Source organism: Streptomyces sp. 351MFTsu5.1, assembly GCF_000383655.1.
Taxonomy (GTDB): domain Bacteria; phylum Actinomycetota; class Actinomycetes; order Streptomycetales; family Streptomycetaceae; genus Streptomyces; species Streptomyces griseorubiginosus.
The window spans coordinates 93,386-110,905 of record NZ_KB911799.1; the positions used below are offsets into that span (position 1 = coordinate 93,386).

19 protein-coding genes are annotated in these 17,520 nt (G+C 69.6%); 12 read left to right on the forward strand and 7 right to left on the reverse strand.

Annotation, left to right across the window (positions count from 1 at the left end; genetic code table 11):
* The first annotated feature begins 306 nt into the window (after window positions 1-306).
* Window positions 307-750, forward strand: coding sequence for a hypothetical protein (locus H295_RS0138210; RefSeq protein WP_020140641.1), 444 nt, complete (start codon window positions 307-309; stop codon window positions 748-750).
* Between the two features lie 103 nt (window positions 751-853).
* Window positions 854-1,780, forward strand: coding sequence for a hypothetical protein (locus H295_RS47695; RefSeq protein WP_028810133.1), 927 nt, complete (start codon window positions 854-856; stop codon window positions 1,778-1,780).
* A gap of 818 nt (window positions 1,781-2,598) precedes the next feature.
* On the opposite strand, the gene H295_RS0138220 is transcribed toward H295_RS47695, so the two are convergent.
* The 3 genes from H295_RS0138220 to H295_RS0138230 form a co-directional block, all read right to left on the reverse strand.
* Window positions 2,599-3,078 carry a hypothetical protein gene (locus H295_RS0138220; RefSeq protein ID WP_020140643.1) on the reverse strand — a complete coding sequence of 160 codons (480 nt, stop codon included), beginning with the start codon at window positions 3,076-3,078 and terminating at the stop codon, window positions 2,599-2,601.
* A 210-nt stretch (window positions 3,079-3,288) separates the two neighbouring features.
* Window positions 3,289-3,474 carry a KOW motif-containing protein gene (locus H295_RS0138225; protein WP_020140644.1) on the reverse strand — a complete coding sequence of 62 codons (186 nt, stop codon included), beginning with the start codon at window positions 3,472-3,474 and terminating at the stop codon, window positions 3,289-3,291.
* A 292-nt stretch (window positions 3,475-3,766) separates the two neighbouring features.
* Window positions 3,767-4,177 carry a winged helix-turn-helix transcriptional regulator gene (locus H295_RS0138230; RefSeq protein WP_020140645.1) on the reverse strand — a complete coding sequence of 137 codons (411 nt, stop codon included), beginning with the start codon at window positions 4,175-4,177 and terminating at the stop codon, window positions 3,767-3,769.
* 120 nt (window positions 4,178-4,297) lie between these two features.
* Between H295_RS0138230 and H295_RS0138235 the strand changes: the two genes are divergently transcribed.
* From H295_RS0138235 to H295_RS0138265, 7 genes are all read left to right on the forward strand, one after another.
* The gene (locus H295_RS0138235; RefSeq protein ID WP_020140646.1) at window positions 4,298-5,011 is read left to right on the forward strand and encodes a DsbA family oxidoreductase; all 714 of its coding nucleotides are present in this window, start codon (window positions 4,298-4,300) and stop codon (window positions 5,009-5,011) included.
* Window positions 5,012-5,079: 68 nt separating this feature from the next.
* Complete coding sequence (locus H295_RS0138240; RefSeq protein WP_020140647.1) at window positions 5,080-5,724, forward strand: FMN-dependent NADH-azoreductase; 645 nt, start codon at window positions 5,080-5,082, stop codon at window positions 5,722-5,724.
* A gap of 36 nt (window positions 5,725-5,760) precedes the next feature.
* A complete protein-coding gene (locus H295_RS0138245; RefSeq protein WP_028810134.1) occupies window positions 5,761-6,426 on the forward strand; it encodes an NAD(P)-dependent oxidoreductase in 666 nt (221 codons plus the stop codon).
* 100 nt (window positions 6,427-6,526) lie between these two features.
* Complete coding sequence (locus H295_RS0138250) at window positions 6,527-7,249, forward strand: SDR family NAD(P)-dependent oxidoreductase (protein ID WP_020140649.1); 723 nt, start codon at window positions 6,527-6,529, stop codon at window positions 7,247-7,249.
* A 258-nt stretch (window positions 7,250-7,507) separates the two neighbouring features.
* On the forward strand, window positions 7,508-8,413 hold the full coding sequence (locus H295_RS0138255; protein WP_028810135.1) for an NADP-dependent oxidoreductase: 906 nt from the start codon (window positions 7,508-7,510) through the stop codon (window positions 8,411-8,413).
* Between the two features lie 224 nt (window positions 8,414-8,637).
* Window positions 8,638-9,627 (forward strand): hypothetical protein, encoded by a 990-nt coding sequence (locus tag H295_RS44250; RefSeq protein ID WP_020140651.1) that lies wholly within the window; start codon window positions 8,638-8,640, stop codon window positions 9,625-9,627.
* 162 nt (window positions 9,628-9,789) lie between these two features.
* On the forward strand, window positions 9,790-10,161 hold the full coding sequence (locus H295_RS0138265; protein ID WP_020140652.1) for a DoxX family protein: 372 nt from the start codon (window positions 9,790-9,792) through the stop codon (window positions 10,159-10,161).
* Between the two features lie 201 nt (window positions 10,162-10,362).
* On the opposite strand, the gene H295_RS0138270 is transcribed toward H295_RS0138265, so the two are convergent.
* Complete coding sequence (locus tag H295_RS0138270; RefSeq protein WP_020140653.1) at window positions 10,363-11,835, reverse strand: APC family permease; 1,473 nt, start codon at window positions 11,833-11,835, stop codon at window positions 10,363-10,365.
* Between the two features lie 60 nt (window positions 11,836-11,895).
* Entirely contained in the window at window positions 11,896-12,621 is a 726-nt protein-coding gene (locus tag H295_RS0138275; RefSeq protein WP_020140654.1) for a FadR/GntR family transcriptional regulator, read from the reverse strand.
* A 168-nt stretch (window positions 12,622-12,789) separates the two neighbouring features.
* Between H295_RS0138275 and H295_RS44255 the strand changes: the two genes are divergently transcribed.
* Entirely contained in the window at window positions 12,790-14,223 is a 1,434-nt protein-coding gene (locus tag H295_RS44255) for an amino acid permease (RefSeq protein WP_106961054.1), read from the forward strand.
* A gap of 621 nt (window positions 14,224-14,844) precedes the next feature.
* On the opposite strand, the gene H295_RS47355 is transcribed toward H295_RS44255, so the two are convergent.
* Window positions 14,845-15,012, reverse strand: a complete 168-nt coding sequence (locus tag H295_RS47355) for a hypothetical protein (RefSeq protein ID WP_020140656.1) — start codon at window positions 15,010-15,012, stop codon at window positions 14,845-14,847.
* A 493-nt stretch (window positions 15,013-15,505) separates the two neighbouring features.
* On the opposite strand from H295_RS47355, the gene H295_RS0138290 reads away from it, so the two are divergent.
* Entirely contained in the window at window positions 15,506-15,904 is a 399-nt protein-coding gene (locus H295_RS0138290; protein ID WP_158691112.1) for a hypothetical protein, read from the forward strand.
* A 70-nt stretch (window positions 15,905-15,974) separates the two neighbouring features.
* The gene (locus H295_RS0138295; RefSeq protein ID WP_020140658.1) at window positions 15,975-16,949 is read left to right on the forward strand and encodes an ArsR/SmtB family transcription factor; all 975 of its coding nucleotides are present in this window, start codon (window positions 15,975-15,977) and stop codon (window positions 16,947-16,949) included.
* A gap of 6 nt (window positions 16,950-16,955) precedes the next feature.
* Here the strand turns inward: H295_RS0138295 and H295_RS0138300 are convergent, their stop codons facing one another.
* The gene (locus tag H295_RS0138300; protein WP_063741210.1) at window positions 16,956-17,396 is read right to left on the reverse strand and encodes a hypothetical protein; all 441 of its coding nucleotides are present in this window, start codon (window positions 17,394-17,396) and stop codon (window positions 16,956-16,958) included.
* Between the last annotated feature and the right edge of the window lie 124 nt (window positions 17,397-17,520).

Sequence of the window (17,520 nt, forward strand, 5' to 3'; positions counted from 1 at the left end):
TACGAGGGGTGGGTCCGTACCGTGTCGAAGCGGCTTCCCTCACCCGGCATCGTCGCCCGGCGCCCCCCAGGGCATGATGCGCCCACAGCAAGTAGAGCAGCGCGGCGGAACAGGGCATTCCAAGATCCGGGCCCGCTTTCCGTGACCCATGTCACCTCTGTATCGGCACGGCTTACTGAACACCGCCTAGTCCTAGCGCCTCTAGGGCTGACGCGATGCACGCGATGCGGTTCATACCCCGCCCGGGTATGGTGTGGACGACGGCAGGCGGCACCCCGAACGGTATGGGACAGGAAGGGACAGAACGTGGGTAGCGAACACGCAGGCAGGCGGGGCATCGCCCGGCTGCTGGCGGTGTGCGCGGTGCTGTTCGGCCTGTTCCTCATGCACGGCGCCCCGGCTACGGCCGGACAGGGCTGCCACGGCGCCATGCCCACGATGGCGCCCTCGCCGATCACCGGCGGCCACGACCCCGCGCTGCTCGCGACCCGTGCGCCCGCCGTGCCCACGCCCGGCTTCGCCGTCCGTGCCGCCGGCCTCTCCGGGATGCCCGGGTCGCTGTGCGTATCGACTCCGGCCCACGAGCGGATCCCCCTGCCCGCGCCCGGCCTGATCGACGTGGCAGGCGCCGCAGCGCTTACCCCGTGGATGCTGACCCGCCTGCGGGCGGCAGCCAGTCGGACGGGACGGCGTGGGCCCCCGGACAGCGGGCGAGATCTCCTGCTTCAGGTGTGTATCGCGCGGACGTGACAGGCGCGCACCGGATCCCGGCCCCAGGCCGGAGCCGACCCCGCGACCTGCTCGTTTCCGCGCACCACCGGTGTGGTGCGCCCACCCGGAAAGACTCACCTCGATGGCCACCTCTTCCCGCCCTACCGCCCGCCGCCGAACCTTCGCGGCGGCCGGCACCGCAGCCGCTCTCGCGTTGACGCTTGCCGCCTGCGGCTCCTCCGGCGACTCGTCGTCCATGCCCGGCATGGACCACGGCAGCAAGTCCTCCGCTTCCTCCTCGCCCAGCGCGCCGGAAGCCATGGGTGACATGCCCGGCATGGACCACATGGCCTCCGGCAACGGCCTGTCCGACACCGAGGACGGCTACCGTCTGACCGCCAAGGACGCGATCCTGCCGTCCGACAAGCAGACCGCTTACCGATTCACGGTCACGGGCCCGGACGGCAAGGCGGTCACCGGCTTCGCCCTCGACCAGACCAAGCGGATGCACTTCTACGCCATCCGCTCCGACCTGACCGGCTTCCAGCACATCCACCCGACCATGGCCGGCGACGGCACCTGGACGGCTGATCTGGCCTCCCTCGCACCGGGTTCCTGGCGCCTGTTCGCCTCCTTCACCCCAGATGGCGGATCCGGCAAGGACAAGGACCTCGTGCTCTCCCGCACCGTCACCGTGCCCGGCACCGCGGCCAAGACCCCGCTGCCCGCTCCCGCCACCAGCACGCAGGTCGACGGGTACACCGTCACCGTCAAGGGCGAGCCCATGGCCGGCATGGCGCACCCGCTGACCGTCTCCATCGCCAAGGACGGCAAGCCCGTCACCGACCTGCAGCCCTACCTGGACACCTACGCCCACCTGACTGCCTTCCACGAAGGCGACACCGCGTTCGCCCACCTCCACCCCACCACCAAGGTGACCGGCGACGACGGCGGCCCGGACCTCAACTTCCACGCCGAACTGCCCACCTCCGGCAACTGGCGGCTGTTCCTGCAGTTCCAGACCGGCGGCACGCTCCACACCGCCGCCCTGACCCTGCACGTCGGCTGACCCGAGCGGGGCGCCGCCCTGACGGTGGCGCCCCACACCCGACCCGACAAACCCGCCCCGTCACCGCCTGTCCGCCAGGCGTACGCCGTTCCGTGGGAGGGGGTTTTCGGAGGCACGCCGTACTCGGCGACGCCCGGCCTCGCACCCTTGCCGTCGCCGGGGGCCTGGGCGCGGAGTCCTCGTCCTTGCTCGTACGCCGCGGTGGCGCTGGCCGCTCTCAAGGGCCGCCATCACGGACGGGCCGTCGACCGGACTGTCCGCGAAGCTCGGCGCCGGGCGACGGACGCGGCCGCCCATGCCCAGGAGCTCGCCAGAACAGACGCAGCACCAGGCAATGAAGGACAGGGGCTGAGCAACTTCCCCCCAAGGACTCCAATGCTGTCCTGCCAGTGACGACCTGCCCTCGATCAACGGGACGGCGGCGGCTCGGCAACGTCTCCTGCAGAGCTGTTGGTAGTCGCGTGCGTGCCGGGGGGCGTGCAAGTCGCAGGCGTGTGAGCGTTCAACGACCCAGCGGCGGGGCAGCACGACGAACCGGGAGGCGTTCTTGGAGCGGGTGACGGCCCGCACTCGAGACAATCGGCCCGCCGACACCACTCAATTCAGCCGCCACCCTCTTGCTCAACCGGCAGCCCCGACGCCACTGCCTCGGCACGACAGACCGTCGAGCGGGCAAGCACGGCCTGGAGGCGGACACCTGTCCACCCATCGGGGATGCGCGTGGGACCGTGCCCGTCGGGGGACTCCTCGAGGGCGGCGCGGTGGTCCACAGGACACAGTCTCCAGCCGGGCGCTTCTGCCCGTGATCCGCAGTGGTTTCAGTCAGCACCGTCGACAGGAGCATCGTGCCATCCGGGCAGGGCCAGCTCATCGTCGCGAAGCGACCAAACCGGCTGCTGTTGGGACGGCGGTCCGGCAAGGACTCGCAACTGCTGCGGGCGGTGGTAGTCGTCGCGCGCGTTCTCAACAGTGAAGCCCGCCGAGGACAACACCGCGGCCATCGCCTCTATCATTGCGGCCCCGACTGCATGGGAGTGCCGCAGGACCGGCTCATGCAGTTGCTTCAGCCCGAACGCGCGGCGTGCGCAGGCCTGCATACGGGGGCTTGTCTTCCAGCTGATGAACACGCCGCCCGCCGCGTCGGCACCGTCATCGACGTCCACCTCGGCGCCACCGGCCAGGACCGAATCCATCATCGGCGCGAGCACGGGCAGCCCCGCGGCCGCCAGCTCGTTGCGCACCTTCCAGGAGAGCGCCTCCAGGGCCGCGGCTTCTTCAGCACTGACTCGTTCGAACACCCTCTCAAACTAATGGGTGTTGCAGAAGGCCTGGTACTGGCGTGCCTATGTGCTGGCTGGCCTTGGGTTTCACCATCTCGGGGCGAAGTCGTGCATGGTCGCGACGGCGTGGTGGAGTTCGTCGCCTTACGGTGGCGAAATTGGTCCGGTGGTGTCCCGTACGAAGCGGTAGGGGGTTGGCTGTTCGAAGCGGCTGTGACAACGATGAGTTCAGTCGGCCCCCGCAACATCCGACAAGGGCACGTCGATGATGCTCATGTCACCCAAGATGTCGACGGTCAGCCGCACGCGTCCACGACCGAAGTCGACTGCTCCCACAGGCCCCTTGAAGCCTGCGAATGGCCCACCGGTGACCCGCACAACGTCACCTATCCGAACCTTCGCCTCTTCCGCCATGCCCCAATCCCTTCCAGGCACCATCGACGCCAATTGCCACGACCTGTCTTCGTTGCACCAGCGCGGTCGCCCCCTTCGGATCCGTGCGGACCATGCCCAGGACGCGCCGGCACGATCCCCCCGATCTTTCCCGCGGGCAGCGCCCGCCACCGCGGGCGAGCCAGTCCAGAGTGGTGCTCGACAACGGGAGGCAGGCGGACGGTGAAGACAAGGCCGTCAGGGCTCTCGACGGCGTCGTAGTTTTTCTTCACGCAAACTCAACCGCCGCCGTGGGACCCGCTGGAGAACAAGCTCAGGACCGGGCTGCCGGTGCCGCAGCGCGCGCCCGGTGCGCGCGGATCTCGTCATGGTGGTCGGCGGCCCAGCCGATCAGGGACGTCACGATCTCGTGGAGGCCGCGGCCCAGCGGGGTGAGGGCGTACTCGACGCGTGGTGGAACCTCCGCGTACGCGGTGCGGGTGATCAGACCGTCCTCCCGGAGCTGGCGGAGCGTGAGGGTGAGCATGCGCTGGGAGATTCCGGGGACCTGGCGTTGCAGGTCGGTGTAGCGCAGCGGGCCGGCCGCCACCACCGCGATGAGCAGCAGGCTCCACTTGTCGCCGACGCGGTCGAGGACCTGCCGGATGAACTCCATGTGCTCGGCGGGGATGGCGGCGCAGGGCCCCACCGCCGCCGCCCCGCCCGAACTGCCGGTGACCTCCATGACGCACATTCCTCTCCGGCACGAACACCGATGTGCCTTTTGTATCGGCTTCCATACTGGCCCATGATGGCGCTACGAACAAATCGTAGGAATCAAGCGCAGGGACGGAAGGCACGCGTCATGAAGATCGAGATCTGGTCCGAGGTCACCTGCCCCTGGTGCGGACTGGGCAGCCACCGTCTGGGCCGGGCTGTGGAGCGGTTCGAGCACGGCAACGAGGTGGAGGTCGTCCATCACTCCTTCCCGCTGGGCAGTTCCTTCCCCGTGGGGGAGACGTTCTCCGTCCGGGAGGCGCTGCTGCGCCGGCACGGTATCGGCGGCTCCCAGGCCGAGGCGTCCACGCGTCGGATCGAGGCGCTGGCAGCAGCCGAGGGACTGACCCCCTACAAGGTGCTGGACAACTTGGTCGCCAACACCGACCTGGCGCACGAGTTCCTCGCCCACGCCTCCGCCGAGGGCAAGAACCGCGAAGCCTGGGACGCGATCTTCCACGCCTACTTCGGCCAGGCCCGCCCCGTCTTCGCCATGGACGACCTGCTCGACCTGGGCCAGGAGATCGGCCTGGACCGCGAGGGCACCCGCCGGGCGCTCACCGACCACCGCTACCAGCGGCAGGTGGGCGACGATGCCGCCCGCGCCCAGCGCCTGGGCGCCACCGGCGCGCCCTTCATCGTCGTCGACGCCAGGTACGGCATCTCCGGCGCGCAGGACAGCGACGGCCTGCTCGACGTGCTGCGCACGGCCTGGAACGAGTCGCACCCGCTCACCCTCGCGACCGGTGGCGACGCAGCGGTCTGCGGCCCCGACGGCTGCGCCGTACCGGCCCCCAACTGACCTCCGCCGTTCGCCCCACGACCCACCCTCCGACCCACCCTTGATCATGTCGAAAGGCTGAATTCTCCATGTCCTACCTGCTGCACATCGACGCGTCCTCGCTCGGCGAGGCCTCCGTCTCCCGTCAGGTCGCACGGTCCTTCCGTGACCAGTGGAAGGGCGCGGTCGTCCACCGCGACCTGGCCGTCTCACCCGCCCCGCACCTCACCGCGGCGGGTATCACCGCTCGCACCACCGACCCCGCCGAGCACACCCCCGAGCAGGCGAAGGCCGCGGCGGTCCAGGACGAGCTGATCGACGAGTTTCTCGGCGCCGACGCCTACCTGTTCACCGTGCCGCTGTACAACCTCACGATGCCGTCGGTGTTCAAGGCGTGGCTGGACCAGATCATGGTCGGCGGGCGCACCCTGAGCTTCGACGGACCTCCTCCCACCCTCGGCCGCCCCGCCACGGTGATCTCCGCACGCGGCGGCGGCTACGGCCCCGGCGCCCCGAAGGAGGGCATGGACCACCTGGTGCCGACGCTGGAAACCGTCCTGGGCCACCCGAGCAACCTCGGCCTCGACCTGACGACGGTCCTGCCCGAACTGACCATGGCCCCCTACGTGCCGATGCTGGCACCGCTGCTGCCTATGCACGAGGCGTCCATGACCAAGGCGCACGACGAGGCCCGCCGTCTGGGCTCTGCCCTGACCGGCCGGCCGGCCGCCTGATCCACCTCTGAACTGACCGAAAGGCGTTTGATCACCATGAGCAACTTCCTGGTCCTGGGCGGCAGTGGCCGCACCGGCGCCCACGTCCTGGAGCACGCCGCCCGGCGCGGCCACCACGTCCGCGCCCTCGTCCGCAACCCCGACAAAGTGCAGGCACCGGCCGGCGTCGAGCTGATCCAGGGCACGCCCGCCAACATCGACGACCTCCGCAAGGCCGCCGAAGGCACCGAGGCGGTGATCAGCACGCTGAACAACGCCCGCGCCTCCGACAACCCGTGGGCCAAGCCCATCAGCCCGCCGATGTTCATGACCGACGCCACCCGCAACACGCTCACCGTCATGGGCGAACAGGGCATCCACCGCATCGTGCTGACGTCCACGCAGGGCTCCGGCGACGACTGGGACCGACTCAACTGGCTGGTCAAGGCGTTCATCAACCGGTCGAACATCAAGGCAGGCTTCGAGGACCACACCGGCGTCGACCAACTCGTCCGCGCCTCGTCCGGCATCGACTGGACCCTGGCCCGCGCCGTCACCCTCACCGGCAAGCCCCTCAATGGTCCCGTACGGGCCGCCGAGGCCGGCACCGAAAAGCCCGGCGCCCGCATCAACCGCGCAGACCTCGCCCAGTTCCTCATCCAGACGATCGAGGACAACACCTGGATCCGCAGAGCCCCCCTCGTCTGGAACACACGAGGATGACGTCCTCGGGCGGTCCGCCATGAACCGGACCCTGTTCCACCCCACCTCACCCCACCCCACCACCGCACCGCAATCCGAACAGTGAAGAGGGGAACATCCCATGTCCAAGGTGATCGCCATCTTCGGCGCCGGTAAGGGCCTCGGCGCCTCCGTCGCCCGCCGCTTCGCCCGCGAGGGCTTCCGTGTGGCGCTCGTCGCCCGCGGCAAGGAGCGTCTCGACGCCCTCGTCGAGGAGCTGAAGGGTGAAGGCATCGACGCGGCCGGTTTCACCGCCGACCTGTCCAAGCCGGAGCAGGCCGGCGCCACGGTCCAGGCCATCCGTGACCACTTCGGTCGCATCGACGTGGTCGAGTACGGTCCGATCAGCGGCGAGCAGGCCTTCACTCCCGCCGCGAAGCTGGACGCGGCCACCCTGCGCAAGGACAGCCCGCTGCTCCTGCTCACCCCGGTCGAGGTGGCCCAGGCCGTGCTGCCGGAGTGGAACGAGCGCGGTGACGGCGCCTTCCTGATGACCACCGGCGCCACGGCCGCCTCGCCGCGCCCCTTCGCCAGCGGCGTCGGCCCGCTCATGGCAGCCGCCCGCAACTGGCTCTTCTCGCTCAACGGCGAGCTGGCCGACGCCGGCATCTACGCCGGCACCCTGTCCATCGCCGCGTTCATCGCCCGGAGCGAGATGGCCGAACTCGCCGCGAAGAGCCTGGCCGAGACCGGCTCCGGCACGGGCCCGCTCGTCGACCCGGACGCGCTGGCCGACCAGTACTGGGACATGTACACCAAGCGTGACGGCGTCGAGCAGCTCTTCCCCGAGTACGACGCCGCCTGAAGCAACGGCTGGGCAGGTGCTCCCGCTCCGCCCCCGTCTGTACCGGCCACCCCATACCCATGGCCCCACGAGGTCCCCACGAGGCCCCCTCCCCGAGGGGCGAGCGGATCCTCCTCGTGCGGGCGCGGACGCGGCACGGGTGACGCACTCGGTCACCGAGGCCGCCTGAGCGCCCCGCAGCATGGCGCCCACCCGCCGCCCACCCAGCTATCGAATCCCAACTACCCGATTCCCCAAAAGACTTGGAGGTCCATTTCGATGCGAGCAGTGACCTATCACGAGTACGGCGACCCGTCGGTGCTGAGGGTCGAGGACGTGCCCGAGCCGCACGCCGGTCCGGGCGACATCCGGATCCGGGTCGAGGCCGCCAGCGTCAACCCGATCGACTTCAAACTCCGGGCCGGGTACCTGAAGGAGATGATGCCGCTGCAGTTCCCGAAGATCCCGGGCCGGGACGCAGCCGGAGTGGTGGACGAGGTCGGTGACGGCGTTGCGGGTGTCGCCGTCGGCGACCGGGTGTTCGGGAACTCGGCCGTGGGGACCACGGCCGAGTACGCGGTGCTCTACGAATGGGCGCCGGTACCGGACGCGTGGACGACGGAGCAGGCCGCAGCCGTGGGCGTGGCGGCCGAGACGGCGGTCCGCGTGCTGAACGAGCTGAAGGTCGGTGCGGGCACCACGCTGCTGGTCGAGGGTGCCTCCGGTGGTGTCGGCAGTGCCTTGGTCCAGTTCGCCGTCGCCCGGGGAGCCACCGTGATAGGCACCGCCGGTGAGGGCAACCACGACTACCTGCGCTCGCTCGGCGCCACGCCCACGACCTACGGGCCCGGGCTGGCGGACCGCGTGAGCGCGCTCGCTCCCGCCGGTGTGGATGCCGTCGTCGACCTGGCGGGCGCCGGCTCCGTCCCGGACCTCGTCAAGATCGCGCCCACTCCGGCAGCCGTCGTCTCCATCGCCGACCCGACCGCTCAGCAGCACGGCGCCCGTCTCTCGGTCTCACCCGACGTCCCCACGCCGGCCTCGCTGGTGGAGGCCGCGGAGCTGGGGGCGGCCGGAGCGTACGTCCCGCACATCGAAGCCACGTACCCCCTCGACCGGATCGCCGAGGCCCACGCCCGCAGCCAGGCAGGCCACGCCCGGGGCAAGCTCGTCATCACGATCTGAGCAGGCCGGACGGCCCCGGCGATAGGCACCGCCCTGCTCAACACGATCGCCGCCTACGCCGAGGCCTCCTGCGACGCCGACCACCTCACCACGGCCACGGCAGAGCCACAGCAGCAACTGCTCCGGCCCCGAAACCCGGATGCTCCTGATCGCACACGGACGCCGAGCCCTGCACACCTGCCTACCCGGACCGTCGACACAACGGCCCATGACCCGAACGGTTCATGATGGACAGACGAGCACTTCTGACCGTCGGCGGCGCTGCCGCCGGACTGGCACTTCTCGGTTCCGCCCCGGCCGCCGGGGCCGCACCGGCGACGACACAGTCCGGACCAGCCGAACGCCGCGCCGGCATCTACCCGGATGTCGCGGACACCAGCCACGCCTCCAAGAAAGCAGTGGCCTTCTTCCGCAGCTACTTCACAGCCAAGAGCCTGCATGACCCCGACGCCTTCATGGAGCACTTCCTCCGGTCCCAGGTCGGCTACTACGACGCCACTCTCGGCGGCAGCGTCGTCGTGACCGACTGGACCACCATGAAGGAAGCAAACACCCAGGTCATGAGCAGCTGGGCACCGGGCGCGCTGGCGTACCCGCTGCGGATCTTCGGCGACACCAACAGTGCCATCGTCCACTTCGTCGACACACCCGAAATGTTCGGGGCGGAAATCCGCGCGCTTTCCACGTTCGACTTCAAGGACGGCAGGATCACCCGCCAGGTCGACTACTGGGACGGACGGCGCAATCCCGCCATCACCGGCCGTGCCCCGGTCGACCAGTACCCGCGCACCCTCGGCGTGGACAAAGTACGGCAGAACGCATCCCCGGTCATCGACCGGGTCGCCCGTCAACTGGGCGCCGCGATGGCGGCGGGCGACGCCGCACGGAGCGCAGCGCTGTTCTCCGCCGACGCCGTCTTCGAGGACCTGACCACGAGAGCCGGCCTGCAGGGACGGCTGGCGATCGGCCGCTACCTCCAGCGAGCGCTGCCCCAGCTGCCGTACGGGCCGGGGGCGGTGGTCCGCCACGTGCTCGGCAGCGCACAAGGCGGCGGCTACGAATGGGTGGTGGACGGCAGGCCGGAACTGAGCGGCGTCACCGCACTGGAACTCGACAGCGTGGGCCGGATAACTCGGCTCAACACCGTCTGGGACGGTTCGCGGCACAGTGATCCGGCGATGCGGTCCCTGGCGGCCCTCTCCATCGAGGACTGACGCAGCCGTCTCGCCCGAGCCGAGAACGGGTGATCATTGACGGTTCTCGGCATCGCCGGCCCCGGCGGCCGGCACGTCCCGCCCTTCGGCCGTTCCTGGGAAGGGGCGCCCGCGCGCTCCTTCCCGGCCCTACTTCCTCCCCTCCCCGAAAGGTCCTCTCCCGTGAACGTCTTCCTGTGGATCGTGCAGGCGGTGCTCGCCGCCATGTTCGCCATGGCCGGTGTCACGAAGTCCACCCGGCCCAAGGAGAAGCTGACCGAGCAGCTGCCCTGGGTGGCCGACTTCTCCCAGGGCACCGTGCGCTTCATCGGGGTCGTGGAGTTCGCCGCCGCTCTCGGGCTGATCCTGCCCGGGGCCACCGGCATAGCCCCCGTACTGACGCCGCTGGCCGCGACCGGCCTGGGAGTGGTGATGGTGCTGGCCGCGATGACCCACGCCCGACGCAAGGAACCCGGCGCCATCGCCTTCAACGCCGTCCTGTTGATCCTGGCCGCCCTGGTGGCCTGGGGCCGCTTCGGCCCGTACAGCTTCTGACCCCTGCCGCCATGAACCGGGCGGATGCGGCGATCAGCGCGAACAGGGCAGCCTGGTTGGCGGAGGCACCGGAGTGGGGCTGCAACGAGGCCGCACGGCGCGGCCATCGCGTCGGGCGCCTGGTCTGACAGGGCGCCACGGGACCGGCGCCGACGGCGCCCGCGGCGGCCACTCCGCGTCGGGCGGCGGCACCCGCGGACGCTACTCCGCGTCCGCGACCACCGAGCCCACCCGCTCCGCCAGACCGGGATCCCGGCGGACCAGGAGGGTCGCGTAGCCGACGGCCGCGAGCAGGGTGGCCAGGGCCGCGTACGGGAACCAGCTGTACGGGGCGGGCTGGCCGGGCTTGGCGAGGTAGTAGAGCGGGACCAGGATGGCGAGGGCGCCGAGCCCGGGCAGCACAAGGTGCCGCACGGTCCGGAACTCCTGCGGGCGGTAGCGGCGGTAGTACAGCGGCAGGGCGATGTTGGACGCGAGGTAGACCAGCAGGATCAGGATGGCGCCCAGGCTGGAGGACTCCGTGAAGAAGACCACCGGGTTCATCTGACCGCCGCCGGAGCCGAGCAGGTGGCCGAGGCCCCAGCCGCCGATGATCAGCAGCGCGGTGACGGCGAAGGTGACGATCGCGTTGTTCGGCGTACGGCGCGTGGGGTGGACGTATCCGAAGAAGGAGGGCAGCAGACCCTCGCGCCCCGCGTTGAAGACCAGGCGGGCCTGGGAGTTGATGCCCGCGATCAGCACGCCGAGGGTGGAGGTCAGGCCGCCGACGTAGGCGAGGAACGCCAGCGCGCCGAGGGTGTGCTGGGCGACGTCGATGAAGGGGATGCGGGAGGCGCCGAGCCGGTCCAGGTCGTAGCCGAAGCCGGTCACCGTGGCGTAGGAGAAGAGGATGTAGCTCACCGTCATGATCGCGACGGAGGAGAACACCGCGCGGCCGACGTTGCGCCGTGGGTTCTCCGTCTCCTCGGCGAGCGCGGCCGAGTTCTCCCAGCCGATGAACAGGTAGACCGCCAGCGGGAATCCGGCGGCGAGGCCCTTGAGCCCGTGGGTGAGATGGCCGGGCAGGAACGGGGCGGCGGAGAGGTTGCCGCGGTGCTCGACGATCGCCGCGACCGAGACCACGACGAGCATCAGCATCTCCACGCCGAAGAAGTAGCCGGCCCACTTGGTGGAGACCACGATCCCGCGCAGCATCAGCACCACCGAGAGGCCGGTGAGGAGCAGTGTCCAGATGATCCACGGCAGGTCCACGCCCGTGTAGTGCTGGAGGGTGATCTGCACGAAGCCGCCCGAGATCGCGATCACCGAGGCCATCGCGATGATGTAGCCGAGCCCGGCCAGCAGGGCCGTCGTCACCGCGCTGACCGGCCCGAAGGTTTTGCCGACGAAGGTGGTGAAGCTGCCCGCCGAGGGGTGCGCCCGGGAGAACTCGGCCAGCGTGTTGCCGAGCAGAGCGACCGCGACCCCGGCCGCCACGATGGTCAGCGGGGACGCGATGCCCGCGGTGGTGGCCAGGAAGGCGAAGCCGAAGAAGAAGCTCATCGCGGGGCCGACGTTGGCCATCGTGGCGGCCGCGATGTCCGCCATGCCGAGGACACCGCCGCGCAGCCGCTGCGGCGTGTCGGCGGCGGGGTCCGACGCCGACGGCGGGCCGACAGGTCCGGGTACCGGCATGGAGACAGCTCCTTCAGCGGGTCGGCGGCACGGGGGAGGGGGAGACCGGGGGAGAGGGGGTCAGTTCAGTCCGGCGTGGCGGTGTGCCTTCACGGCGCGTACCGCCGGGTCCATCGCGCCCCGGGTGAGTTCGTCGAGCAGGTCGGCGTGGCAGCGGTTGCGGGCCCGTATCACCGAAGGGGCGGGCGCGGGCCCCAGCAGGCACTGGCGGCCGAGCAGGTCGGCGGCGAACTCGCGGATCCCGACGCCGCCGAGCGCCTCGGCGAGGTCCAGGTGGAAGCGGGTCTCCAGTTCGAGCAGCCGGGCCGGATCCTCGGACCGGTCCATCTCCTCGACCAGGGTCCGCAGTCCGTCGAGCCGGCCGTCCGGCACCTCGCCCGCGCCGTGCGCCACGAGACCGCACTCGAGCAGCAGGTGGAAGGAGTCCAGCGAGGCCGTCTCGTCGGCGTTGTGCGCCACGGCGACGACGGTGTTCCAGTCGGCCGCCACGAAGGTGCCGCCCGCCCGGCCCCGACGGCGGTCGAGCAGACCGTCCTGGCACATGGCCTCCAGCGCCCGGCGCACGGTGATCTCGCTGATGCCCAGTTCCTCGGCGAGGACGCCCGCGTCCGGCAGCCGGTCGCCCGGTGACACGGACCGCAGACGCAGCCGCAGGGCGATGCGGGAGCGGACGAGCTCGGCGCCGGTGGGGCCCCGGCCGGCCAGCACACGGGTGTCCCACACCCCGCCGACCTGCGCGGACGCCGGCTGGTTGTAGGGCCCGAACTTGCCCGCTGCGTTCACCACGACGCCACCCTAACGGCCTGCGGAGCGAGGTTACGGGGGACGGTGGCATGACGTGCTCTGCATGTACGGAAAATAGAGCATGGTGAACACTTAAACAAGACTGTTTTTTTGGATCCTACTGAACTAATTTCCCGGTCACCGTCCCCAACTCCCCTCATGGATGTCGCGATGACCGCAACGATCACCCAGAGTCCGCCCGACGAGCAGGGGCTGAAGCCCGGGCTCAAGAACCGCCACCTGTCGATGATCGCGATCGGAGGTGTCATCGGCGCCGGCCTGTTCGTCGGCTCCGGCTCCGGCATCGCCGCCGCGGGGCCCGGCATCCTGATCTCGTACGCCCTCGTCGGCGTCCTGGTCGTCCTCGTGATGCGCATGCTCGGCGAGATGGCCGCGGCCAACCCCACCTCGGGTTCGTTCTCCGCCTACGCGGACCGCGCGCTCGGCCGTTGGGCCGGCTTCACCATCGGCTGGCTGTACTGGTTCTTCTGGGTCGTGGTGCTCGCCGTCGAGGCGACCGCCGGGGCCAAGATCCTGGCCGGCTGGATACCCGCGGTCCCGCAGTGGGGCTGGGCCCTGATCGTCATGGTCGTCCTCACCGCCACCAACCTGGCCTCGGTCAGCTCCTACGGCGAGTTCGAGTTCTGGTTCGCCGGCATCAAGGTCGTCGCGATCGGCGCGTTCATCGTGGTCGGCGGTCTCGCGATCTTCGGTCTGCTGCCCGGTTCGGACCACCCGGCATCGGGCTTCGCCAACCTCACCGCGCACGGCGGCTTCCTGCCCAACGGGCCCGGAGCGATCCTCACCGGCGTCCTGATGGTCGTCTTCTCCTTCATGGGCAGCGAGATCGTCACCCTCGCGGCCGGCGAGACCGCCGACCCCCGCGCCGCCGTCACCAAGGCCACCAACAGCGTGATCTGGCGGATCGCGGTGTTCTACCTGGGCTCGATCCTGATCGTGGTCTCCCTGCTGCGCTGGGACGACCCGGCGATCCTCAAGGACGGCTCGTACGTCGCCGCCCTGAGCTCCATCGGCATCCCGCACGCCGGCCAGATCATGAACGCCATCGTGCTGACCTCGGTGCTCTCCTGCCTCAACTCCGGCCTGTACACGGCCTCCCGGATGGCCTTCTCGCTCGGCCGCCGCAGCGACGCCCCGGCCGCGTTCGGGCGGACCACCGGTCGTGGGGTGCCCCAGTCGGCCATCCTGGCCTCGGTGGTCTTCGGGTTCGTCGCGGTCGCCTTCAACTACCTGTGGCCCGACACCGTCTTCCAGTTCCTGCTCAACTCCTCCGGTGCGATCGCCCTGTTCGTCTGGCTGGTGATCTGCTTCTCCCAGCTGCGGATGCGCAGGATCATCCAGCGCGAGTCACCCGAGAAGCTGGTCGTCAAAATGTGGTTGTACCCCTACCTGACCTGGGCCACCATCGCCCTGATCACCTTCGTCCTGGGCTACATGCTCACCGACACGGCCGACGGCGGCGGCCGCGACCAGGTCGTCCTGTCCACCCTGGTGGCGCTGGCCGTGGTGGTCTTCGCGGTGATACGCCAGCGCAGGGCAGCCCGCAACGGCACGCGGACGCCGGACCGCGCCACGGTGTCCTAGGGGGCCCAAGGGGCCCAGGGGGTCCCAGGGCCTGGAGGGACTCAGGGCGCCCATCCGCCCCGTGGTGGTGGCATGAGCATCTTCAGCCATGCCACCACCACGGCATTGCGTCTTCCGACTCGCCCGAACCACACCCCCGCCCGACCGCTTCACGCCAGACCACGGCAACGACATCCACCCCGAGGCACCGGCCGACGACGCGGTCCCCATTTCGGTCCGGGCCGCGACCCTCATGCCCGACACCGGCACGGCCCCGGTCCGGCTCTCCCGTTTCGTCGAGCACCAGGGCTGCTGCGCACGGCGCAACACGCCCCGACGAAAGATGCCCGGACCCGCACCTGCACCCCGGCCACAGAGCCCCGTCCCTCAGAGCAGGACCACCGCCCCGCTGTCGTGGCGGACGGTCTCCCGCGTCCGGCCGGACACCGTCCGCCGTCGGCCCGTGCGACCCCCTGCGTCACGTCAGAGCTGAGTCGAGACCAGGTCGTTCACAAGAAGTGCCGGATCGGGTGATTTTGAATTCGACGGGGTCAGCCGGGCGAGCGAGGTCTGTCTGCGGCGCCGGTGAAAGGTCCTCTCTATCCAGGTCACGATCGCGATCCGCATTTCCTCGCTGGTGGCCTACGCCGAGCGGTCGATGGAGTAGCCCACGATCCTGTTACTGAAGACGTCCTTGACCGCGCAGAGCAGCAACTTCCCCCCGCCGGTGGCGTGTTCGGTGATGTCCGCGAGCCGTAGACGACTCGGGCCGGACGCGGTGAAGGTGCGGCTCACGAGATCGTCATGCACTGGCAGACCGGCCCTTCTTGCTCCCGCCGCGCTCCTCCCCGAACACGCTCCACCAGCGGTGTCCCTGCAGATCCGCCACGCGGTCGTCCGGTCCGCCATCCCGGCCCGGCGCCACGGGCCTCATCGGCAAGGAACCGGTGGTTGAACTCCGGGTCGCCACATCGGGCGTCGAACAGTGCGTTCGCGCGGTACGCCTCCTCCAACACGGCCTGGGCAACCGGCTTGCCGAGCCAGCGGTAGGAGGGCCGTCTGGCGAGCTTGAACACCCGGCACGTCACCGTGACTGGCACCCCGTTCCCGGCCGGCTCCTTGCGCTTGACCGCCACCCCTGGGCCGCGGTTCCTCAAGCCAGTGCAGATGTCCCTCGATCGTGCGGCAACCCCCCCACCAAGTATCAGCGGCAGTTCTGCCGCCGAGCTCGTGGATAACCCCTGTTCACCAGCCAGCGCTTCGGCAGGTTTTCGGCAAACTGCCCTGGCTAGCGTTGTTCGGTATGAAGAACAAAACGAGCCTTGTAGCGGTTGTTTCGCTCTCGTTGATGGCGCTGTCCGGAGGGGTGGCCCAGGCCACCGGGACCGGCGCGGAAGGTGTGGCGGCAAACCCGGCCTGCACGGATCTGCGGAACGGGCGACTGTGCATCAGCATCACGCCGGTGAACCAGCAGGGAAGCATTCGGGTCTCCTACGAGAAGAAGACGGGCACGCCGATCTACGGGCACCTCGAGTGGGTGAACCCTGCCAAGCAGACGTTCAAGTCGCCTGACATCTGGATGTACGCAGGCAACACCTACTACCAGACATGGCCGACGTGGGTGGGCCCTGGTTGCAACTACGGAGTCATCTACAACGCGACCGACAGGGAATCGAGCAACACGCCGCTCGACTGCGTCTGATCGGTGTCCAACGGCGGCTCCGCTGACGTCGGGGCCGCCGTAGAAGGGCGCACGGAGGGCGGAGGAACTCATGTTGCGCATCCGGTTCACCGCGCTCGATCTGGGCCGGGTTCGATTGGCCGCCGGCCCGGCACTGATGTGGGAGACGGTACTGAGCCTGCATTGGCTCCAGCGCGGCTCCGCCGGTCCCGCCGGCGCGGCGTGGCGCCACGCCATGGCGCGCAGGCTGTCGCCCGACCTGGGTCTGCTGCGTGCACTCGTTCCACCGCGTGGGTACATCCCGGACTTCCTGACGCCGTACGGGTGCTCGGCCGATCCCGTGGAGGCAGTGGCGCCGCTGCTGGACACGTCAGTGTCACGACTCCGCCGCGAGGTCGGCTTGCTGGCGGTCAGCCCCGGTGTCAAAGACGCGCTGCGGCCGTTGGCCGAGGGCAGGTCATCCGCGGTTCGACGTCTCGGTGAGGCACTGGTGCGCTATCACAGGGTGGCCGTCGGGCCGTTCTGGCCCACCGTGCGGGACGAGGTCGCCGCTGAGCGTGCCCGTGCGGCCGCGCTGCTCGCTGACGGTGGTGCGGAGGGGCTGCTCGGCCGTCTCTCGCCGCGGATGCGATGGTCCGGCTCGACGTCGACGTTGGCCGTCGACTATCCGGTGGAGCGGGAACTCAGCCTGGAGGGCCGCGGACTGCTGCTGGTTCCGTCGTACTTCTGTGAAGGAACACCCATCACATTGGTGCGCCAGGAAGACACGCCGGTGTTGGTGCTCCCGATCGCTCGGACTCCCGGCTTCGCACGGGATGCGGCGCTGCCCGGTCTGCTGGGGTGCAGCAGGGCTGCGGTGCTGGAAGCGGCCGCTGACGGTGGCAGTACGAGTGAACTCGCCTGCCGTGCCGGTGTTCTGGTCTCTTCGGCCAGCCAGCACCTCACCGTGCTGAGGCGAGCGGGGTTGGTGGTGAGCAGGCGCGAGGCCAACGTCGTGTTCCATGCGGTCACGTCGCTGGGGACGGACCTGTTGCGAGGACGGCAATCGGCCCCGCAACAGGTCTGAGCCCGATCAGCAGTAGCCGATCTTCCTGTAACCGATCCAGAACTCGCCCTTGTTGTTCACGTTCGCGTTCGTACCGATCGAGGGGAGGCGGTTGGCCCCCCAGATCCGGCCGCGGAAACCCTGGGAGACGCTGTTGATGTCGACGTAGGGTTGGACATCCCAACCGCCGTGGAAGCTGGCAGTTGCGTCGCCGGGGGCCCGTGTGCCGCTGGCGTAACAGGCACTTCCGTTCGAGCGGCGGAGCACGAGATCACCGTTGTCCTGCATGATCACCATGTATCCGCTGTTGCAGATGGCCTGGTTCGTGCCCAGTTGGCCGGAGAACGACGTGCCGATGCAGGTCACCGCCGCGGTGTAGGCCGGCTCGGATGCCTGGGCCGCGGCGACTCCACCGGACGTGCTCACCACTGCGCCGGTCGCAACGATCGCCGTCAGGACTCGTTTCATCACAGGCATGGTGCTTTTCCCCCTTGCTTGTTGATTTCTGTTCTTGTGCGACGAGTCTGGCAGCGACTGCCGGTCGCGATCACGTGTTTCATTCCTGCGTGAAACTCGCCTGCCCTACGGCGAT